The 5,907-nt window shown below is 68.0% G+C and carries 7 protein-coding genes and 1 pseudogene; all 8 read right to left on the bottom strand.

Annotated features, from left to right (window positions below; all coding sequences use genetic code 11):
• Nucleotides 1-494: pseudogene (locus OEY_RS0114630) on the bottom strand (phospholipase D-like domain-containing protein); the annotation flags it as partial.
• 344 nt (nt 495-838) lie between these two features.
• Nucleotides 839-1,189, bottom strand: a complete 351-nt coding sequence (locus OEY_RS0114635) for a histone-like nucleoid-structuring protein Lsr2 (protein WP_010594605.1) — start codon at nt 1,187-1,189, stop codon at nt 839-841.
• A gap of 102 nt (nt 1,190-1,291) precedes the next feature.
• Entirely contained in the window at nt 1,292-2,800 is a 1,509-nt protein-coding gene (gene lysS / locus OEY_RS0114640) for a lysine--tRNA ligase (RefSeq protein WP_010594606.1), read from the bottom strand.
• Between the two features lie 76 nt (nt 2,801-2,876).
• Nucleotides 2,877-3,320: a rhodanese-like domain-containing protein gene (locus tag OEY_RS0114645; protein WP_010594607.1), complete on the bottom strand. Its 444-nt coding sequence runs from the start codon at nt 3,318-3,320 to the stop codon at nt 2,877-2,879.
• An 87-nt stretch (nt 3,321-3,407) separates the two neighbouring features.
• Nucleotides 3,408-4,250, bottom strand: a complete 843-nt coding sequence (locus tag OEY_RS0114650; protein WP_010594608.1) for a type III pantothenate kinase — start codon at nt 4,248-4,250, stop codon at nt 3,408-3,410.
• Between the two features lie 2 nt (nt 4,251-4,252).
• On the bottom strand, nt 4,253-4,690 hold the full coding sequence (gene panD, locus OEY_RS0114655; RefSeq protein WP_003935999.1) for an aspartate 1-decarboxylase: 438 nt from the start codon (nt 4,688-4,690) through the stop codon (nt 4,253-4,255).
• A 31-nt stretch (nt 4,691-4,721) separates the two neighbouring features.
• A complete protein-coding gene (panC, locus tag OEY_RS0114660) occupies nt 4,722-5,663 on the bottom strand; it encodes a pantoate--beta-alanine ligase (RefSeq protein ID WP_010594609.1) in 942 nt (313 codons plus the stop codon).
• A partial coding sequence (locus OEY_RS0114665) for a DUF2520 domain-containing protein (RefSeq protein ID WP_010594610.1) occupies nt 5,656-5,907 on the bottom strand: 252 nt, incomplete at its 5' end. The genes OEY_RS0114665 and panC, both read right to left, overlap by 8 nt.

Raw genomic sequence — 5,907 nt, forward strand, 5'->3', positions numbered from 1 at the left:
CTGCGGTCGGGATGTTCGCTGGTGTCCCACCGGTCCACGGTCATGTCGATGCCACCGCAGAACGCGACGACGTCGTCGATCACGATGATCTTCTGATGATGCGCCGCTCCCACGGGGTGGGCACCGTCGATCTCGAGCCGGAGCCGGGGGTCGCTCAGCCAGTTCAGCACGAAGACAGGTGTCATCCCGCGTCCGATGGCGGCGAATGCGCCGATGTTCCACTTCAGCAGCATCACCTCGAGATCCGGCTGCCGACGTGGCAACCACTTGAGGAAGGCACCCAGCCGGTTCGGTCCCTCGAGGGTCTTGCGATCGGGTTCGAATTTGATCCTCGTGTCGAAGTCCCACCCGATCAGGAGGATCCGTCTGCGGGCCTGCAGCATCGCCGACTTGGCGTACCGGAAATAGTCTGCGGCGTCGACGATGCAGGCGAGACGATCGGCCCGATCGACCCGCCAGCACGTCTCGCCCGGGGCGGCAATCCGCTCTGCCATGGCCGACACGCTACCCGGGAATCTCGCCCGCCCGCCGCGAGAGACGAAAGGCCGGGCAGTTGTGACGATTGTCTCCGCTTCGCGACAGCGCACCGTTCCGAGCGACCGATCCGCTTTCCGGACGAATAGGGAACGAAATCTGCGCGCCACGACGACGAGGCGATATCCGGGACTGTTGTCGCGGATATCGCCTCGTCGGCCGGAAGACGGCACCTGTGCTCGGTGTGCCTTTGCGGCTTTGCCGCCGGTGTGCCTTTGCGGCTTTGCCGCCGGTGTGCCTTTGCGGCTTTGCCGCCGGTGTGCCTTTGCGGCTTTGCCCCGGTGCGCCTTGTCGAGCCGTGCTGTCAGTGTGCCTTGTTGTAGGCCTCGATGATTTCGGCGGAGATGCGTCCCCGGGCGGAGACGGGCATGTCGTTGTTACGGGCCCATTCCCGGATTTCCGCGGTTCGTTCCGAACCACCACGCGCGGACTTGCGCGCTGCGGGCGCGGTGGGCACGACCTTCGCGCGCTTACGGCCACCGACCTTGCGGGCATGGGTGACCCAGAACTCCAATTCTTCCCGGAGCTTGGCCGCGTTTTCCTCGGACAGATCGATCTCGTAGGTGACTCCGTCGAGCCCGAATTCCACGGATTCGTCCGCCGCCGTCTCCCCGTCCACATCGTCGATCAGGGTAACGGTGACTTTCTTTGCCATGTGCTGCAAATCCTCTCGAATGAAGAAGCGCGGCCCCCCGCGGTACGAGACAACAATACCCGGGAATCAATTCATGGCAATACGGAAATCGAATGCGACCAATTACCTCGCCGGACGAACAATTGGGAACAGGATTGTTTCCCGGATTCCGAGGCCCGTCAGCGCCATCAGCAATCGATCGATTCCCATGCCGGTCCCGGTCGTCGGAGGCATTCCCTGTTCCATCGCCGCGAGGAAATCCTCGTCGAGGACCATCGCCTCGTCGTCACCAGCCGAGGCCAGCCGCGCCTGGTCGACGAATCGCTCGCGCTGGATCACGGGGTCGACGAGTTCCGAGTAGCCGGTGGCCAGTTCGAAGCCGCGTACGTACAGGTCCCATTTCTCGGTCACACCGTTCTTGCTGCGGTGCTGCCGGGTGAGCGGCGAGGTCTCGACGGGGTAGTCCCGCACGAACGTCGGCTCGTGCAACTGGTCGCCGCACTGGTGCTCCCACAACTCCTCGACGAGTTTCCCGTGGCCCCAGCCCTTGCCCTCCGGAACCTCGAGACCCACCCGATCGGCGAGCGCATGCAGCTCCTCGAGGGACGTCTCGGGCGTGACCTCGGTGCCGATGGCCGCGGACAGTGACGGGTACATCTCCATCACTTTCCATTCGCCGCCGAGGTCGTACTCGGTGCCGTCGGCGAGGGTGACGACGTGGGTGCCGAACACCGCCATCGCCACCTCCTGGATGAGCTCGCGAATCATCGTCGCCGAATCGTCGTACGTGCCGTACGCCTCGTAGGTCTCGAGCATGGCGAATTCGGGCGAGTGCGTGGAGTCCGCACCCTCGTTGCGAAAGTTGCGGTTGATCTCGAAGACCTTCTCGATGCCACCCACCACGCAGCGCTTGAGGAACAGTTCCGGCGCGATGCGCAGGTACAGATCCATGTCGAGCGCGTTCGAATGGGTGACGAACGGACGCGCCGTCGCACCACCGTGCAGGGTCTGCAGCATCGGGGTCTCGACCTCGAGGAAGCCGCGCCGCTCGAGGGCATTGCGCAGCTCGCGCACCACCGCGACACGCATGCGGGCGTTGGCGCGGGCCTCGGGACGCACGATCAGGTCGGCGTAGCGCTGCCGGACCCGGGTCTCCTCGTTCATCTCCTTGTGCGCGACCGGCAGCGGGCGCAGCGCCTTGGCGGCCATCTGCCACGAGTCCGCCATGACGCTGAGCTCGCCGCGACGAGAACTGATCACCTCGCCGTGCACGAACACGAAGTCACCGAGGTCCACCTCGTGCTTCCACGCCGCGAGGGATTCCTCGCCGACACCGTTCAGGCTGATCATCGCCTGCAACTGGGTGCCGTCGCCCTCCTGCAGCGTGGCGAAGCAGAGCTTGCCGGTGTTGCGGAAGAAGATGACCCGGCCGGCGACGCCGACCTCCTCACCGGTGACGGTGTCGGGCTCGAGGTCGGGGTACTTCTCGCGGATCTCCGCGAGGGTGTGAGTGCGCGGAACGACGACGGGATACGCGTCCTTGCCCTGCGCCAGGATCCGTTCGCGCTTCTCGCGGCGGATACGGATCTGCTCGGGGGTGTCGTCGGACTGCTGAACCGGTGCATCACTCACGGGTGACCAGACTATCGGACCGCGTCGGACGCCCGCGCAGGACCGACGCGCCCGGGGAGACCGGCGCCCCGACGGATCAGTGTGCGGTGACGCGCGCCACGTCGTCCTCGACGTGCGGGGCGGCGGCGATCGCACCGGTCGCCCCGGCCGCCGCCAGGGCCGCGTACCCGCCGACGAGACCGGTGACGCGGCGCAGGCCGAGGGCCTGCAGCCCCGCGACGACGGCATCGGTCTCCGCGCCGGAGGCCGAGACCACGACCCACTCGACGTCACGGTCGACGGCCACCGCCAGGCGCTCGTCGTCGGCGGGATGCAGACGCCGGGGCAACAGTTCCGCGGAGATGGCCAGGGCACCGGGCAGGGTGCCCTGAGCGGCGCGCTCGGCGTGGGAACGGATGTCGACGACCACCGCGCCGCGCGCGACGGTCGCGGCCAGTCCGGCCGGATAGATGCGCTCGGTGGTGAGCGGGAGGGGATGGGCGGGTGCGGCGACGAAGGATGCAGCAAGCGCAGTGCGCATGAGAGAGACTCCAGGAAGGTGTGAACGGTCGAGGCGGACGTCAGCCTCGACAACACTCCTGGGCGCTCATGCAGCGGATCACGGCGACTATTCTTGCACAGGATCGCGGTGGGCGGAACCCACTGCGGCGGATCGGGCGCCGCGCCGTGCGAGATTGCGCTCGTACACCAGGCGCAGCCCCTCCAGCGTCAGGTCCGGTTCGTGGTGCTCGAGCATCTCGGATTCCGGCATGATCAGCGGCGCACGGTCGCCGGTCCCGATGACCGCGACGTCGTCACCGTCGAAGCCGCGCTGCTCGGAACGCACCAGCCGCACCAGCCCGTCGACCATCCCGGCGAATCCGAAAACCGCACCGGACTGCATGCATTCGACGGTGTTCTTGCCGACCACGGCGCGCGGGCGCAGCAGCTCCACCTTGCGCAGCGCCGCGGACTGGGAGGCGAGCGCGTCCATCGACACCTCGATGCCGGGGGCGATGATGCCGCCGAGGAACTCCCCCTTCGCCGAGACCACGTCCACGCACGTGGACGTCCCGAAGTCCACCACGATGCACGGACCGTCGTAGAAGTGGTGTGCCGCAAGACTGTTGACGATGCGGTCGGCGCCGACCTCCTTGGGGTTGTCGACGAGCAGCGGCACCCCGGTGCGCACGCCCGGTTCGACGACCACGTGCGGCACGTGTTCCCAGTAGCGGGCCAACATCACCCGGATCTCGCGCAGCACCGACGGCACCGTGGACAGCGCGGTCACCCCGGTGATCTGATCGACGTAGCCGCCGAGCAGGCCACGGAAGATGAGCGCGAGCTCGTCGGCGGTCATCCGCGGATCGGTACGCATCCGCCAGTCCCGCAACAACTTCGCATGCGAGCCGCTGCCGGTGAACAGACCGAGGACGACGTTGGTGTTCCGGACGTCGACGGCGAGGAGCACTGTTACACCAACGAACCGGAGTCGAGCGTGGCGAGCATGCGCGGGGTGATCAGACCGGAACCCTCCGGCGCGTGCGCCGGATCGTTGCCGAGTTCGACCTGCCGGTTGTCCGCGTCGACGAACACCACGCGCGGGTTGTAGTCGCGGCATTCCTGCTCGTTCATCACGCCGTAGGCGATGAGGATGACGAGATCGCCGGGGCTCACGAGACGTGCTGCGGCACCGTTGATCCCGATGACGCCGGAGCCTCGCTCGCCCGCGATGACGTAGGTTTCGAGACGGTTGCCGTTGTCGATGTCGACGATCGCGACCTGCTCGCCCTCGAGCAGGTCGGCGGCGTCCATCAGGTCCTGGTCGACGGTCACCGAGCCCACGTAGTGCAGATCGGCGTGGGTCACCGTGGCGCGGTGGATCTTCGACTTCATCATCGTGCGGAACATGGTGTCTCCTCAGCTTTTCGTGCCGGTCGCGCTATCGGCGGGTGAGCAGGTCGTCGGGGGTGGACGCGTCGACCGGGCCGGTCTCGCGTTCGAGGAATCCGGTGCCGATTGCGACACCGACGTTGTCGATGAGCCGGGTGGTGCCGATCCGAGCGGCGATCAGCAGCCGGCCGTCGCCACGTTCCGGAGCGGGACCGAGATCCGCACCCCGCAGTTCGAGATAGTCCAGCTCCACCGAGGGCTCGGCGGCGAGCACCGCGCGTGCGGCGGTGAGCACGGCCTCCGGCCCGCCGGCGGCGGCGTGCGCCCCGGCGACCAGCGCCGCGGACAGCACGGTGGCGATCCGGCGCTGCTCCGGATCCAGGTAGCGGTTGCGCGACGACAGCGCGAGCCCGTCCTGCTCGCGCACCGTCGGCACACCCACGATGCGGACGTCGAAGTTCAGGTCCTGCACCATCTGCCGGACCAGGGCGAGCTGCTGGTAGTCCTTCTCGCCGAAGAACACGACGTTGGGCGCCGCGATCTGCAGCAGCTTCGCGACGACGGTGAGCATGCCCGCGAAGTGCGTCGGGCGGCTGCCACCCTCGAGCTCCGCTCCCAGGGGGCCCGGATGGATCATGGTCCGCCTGCCCTCGGGGTACATCGCGGCCGCCGTCGGTGCGAACGCCAGCTCGACACCGGCCTCGCGCAGCAGCGCGAGGTCCGCGTCGAGGGTGCGGGGGTAGGCGTCGAGGTCCTCACCGGCGCCGAACTGCAGCGGATTGACGAAGATCGACACCACCACCACGGCACCGGTGAGCTTCGCCTGCCGTACGAGTTCGAGGTGACCGGCGTGCAGGGCACCCATCGTCGGCACGAGCGCCACGGTGCGGCCGACGCCGCGCAGCGCCTTGGTGACCTTGGTCAGGCCGGCGGGATCGTGGTGCACGGTCAACTCGCCGCGCACGTAGCCGCCCTGTTGCGTTTCACTCACCGTGATCAGCCCCTTCGAGGATCTCCATCAGTTCCGGTTTCGCACCGGCGCGCTGCGCCGAACGCAGCGACATCGCCCGGTAGCCGGCGGCGATCCGAGGTTCGACCTCGTCGAGCACCCGCAGGTGCGTGGCCACGGCCTGCGCGTCGCCGCGAGCGACCGGACCGGTCAGCGCGGACGGTCCGCGGCGCAGCGCGTTGTCGAGCGCCGCCGCCAGCAGCGGCTGCAGCCCCCCCCCCGCGCC

Origin of the sequence: Rhodococcus sp. P14 (genome assembly GCF_000256505.1) — a bacterium.
Classification (GTDB): Bacteria; Actinomycetota; Actinomycetes; order Mycobacteriales; family Mycobacteriaceae; genus Rhodococcus; species Rhodococcus ruber.